Origin of the sequence: Streptomyces sp. NPDC059900 (assembly GCF_050270335.1) — a bacterium.
In the GTDB taxonomy this organism is placed as follows: domain Bacteria; phylum Actinomycetota; class Actinomycetes; order Streptomycetales; family Streptomycetaceae; genus Streptomyces.
On sequence record NZ_JBNNJZ010000999.1, the window covers coordinates 1 to 1,769 of the forward strand.

General features: G+C 69.7%; 2 protein-coding genes. Both read right to left on the reverse strand.

Features of this window, described 5'->3' with window-relative positions:
• Window positions 1–2: 2 nt before the first annotated feature.
• The gene (locus ACQKIP_RS46605) at window positions 3–986 is read right to left on the reverse strand and encodes a BtrH N-terminal domain-containing protein (protein ID WP_365853518.1); all 984 of its coding nucleotides are present in this window, start codon (window positions 984–986) and stop codon (window positions 3–5) included.
• Between the two features lie 42 nt (window positions 987–1,028).
• On the reverse strand, window positions 1,029–1,769 hold a 741-nt coding region (locus ACQKIP_RS46610; protein ID WP_427745780.1), incomplete at its 5' end, for a cytochrome P450.

Sequence of the window (1,769 nt, forward strand, 5' to 3'; positions counted from 1 at the left end):
GTCTAGAGCATGCTGAGCGCCCGCATCGCTTCGCGTTCGATGCGCGAGAGATCGTGCAGAAGCGAACCGGCCTGTACGAGATCGCTCGCCTGCGCGGATGTGCCCGCTGCCGCCACGAGCGCGGCCACCTGCGACCAGAGGGCGGCGGCCTCGCCGTACAGGCTGTGGCCGGTGCGCAGATGCCTGCTGTCGATCAGCTGGGCGCACTCGGCGAGGAAGTCGCGGTAGAGATTGCGGAACAGGGCGCCGCCGGTGCCGGCCTTCTCCATGAGGAGGGCCGCCCGCGGCAGGTCCTGGCCCGGATCGTCGCTGCGCCGCAGCCACTTCGGGACCTGCCCGGCGGCCTTCTCGATGCCCCGGTGGCCCAGGTTCGCGATGGGCGGGTTGAGGAAGGCATCGGCGCAGGTCTTGATCGCGGGGATGATCCGGTCCCGCGGGCAGGGCAGGCCGCCGGGCGCGGTGATGGTGAAGGAGCGGTGCCTGGCGGCCATGGGACCGCGTTCGCCCCTTGCCCTGGCCAGGGCGGCGAGGCTGGTGGTCACGGCTCCGCCCTGCGGGTCGGTGTCCACCAGGTAGGCGTTCTGTTCGTCGTAGCCGTACATGGCCACGACGTGTCCGCCGAAGTGCACCTTGGTGCTGAAGTAGTCCAGGTGGTAGCTGTCGAGTTGCAGGCCGACCGGCCGGCCGGCGTCGATGGGGGCTGCCACGTTCTGCCATGCCTTGCGGGGCGAGGTGGTCTCTGCGACCGCCAGCTCAAGCCCCAGTACGGTGACCAGGTTCCGGGTCAGCTCGAACGGCTTGACCCGGCCTCCCAGGAAGGGAAAGCCCAGGGCTTTGCTGTCCCAGTAGACGAAGGACAGCCCGGAGCCGAGGCCGAACAGCAGCGGTTCGGACAAGTCGAGCCCCTCGTGGCGCAGCAGCACGCCCAGCGCCGTCGTCTCGCAGTGCTGCATACCGCGGACATCGACGTCTTCCACCATGCTCATGGCGCTCATTGTTCCTCCTGAGGCAGAGCTTGCGCCGCGCGATCACCACAGGACCGGGAGCCTTTCCGGAACGCGTTTGATGTTGCCGGTGCGCCAGGTCATCTGGTCGGCCGGCAGGGCGAGCCGGAGCCGCGGCAGGCGCTGCAGGAGGACGGTGAGGGCTTCGGCGGCGTGCACGCGGGAGATCGCTGAGGCGGGGCAGAAGTGGCGGCCGGCTCCGAAGGACAGGTGGGCGTTGGGGGAGCGGTCGGGGTCGAACCGCTCGGGGTCGGCGAACTGGCGCGGATCGAAGTTCGCTCCCTCCACGCAGACCAGGACCAGCTCTCCGGCCCGCACCAGTACGTCGCCGACCTGGACGTCGCTCAGGGCGATGCGGGGCAGTCCGTCGCCGATGGACAGGGTGAAGCGCATCAGTTCCTCCACCGCCCGCGGCATCGCCTCGGGGTGCTCTCGCAGGTGGTCCATTGCCTCCGGGTGGCGGATCAGCGTGAGCACGGCGTGCAGCAGGAACACGTACGTGCTCATGGCGCCGGCCCCGAACAGGGAGGTGACCGTGGCGGCGATCATCTCGTCGGTCAGGTCGCCGCCGTCGCGCCCGGGATCGTCCCGCAGTTCGCACAGCCGCTTGATGAGGCCCCGTTGGGCTCCTCGTTCCGCGTGTACGTGCCGCAGGACGAAGGCGTAGTCCTTGTCCCAGTTGGCGGTGCAGCCCTCGAAGACGACGGGGCTGGTGACGAAGCCGAGGTCCAGGCCCGACATCAGGCGCAGCCCGTCCTCGTAGGG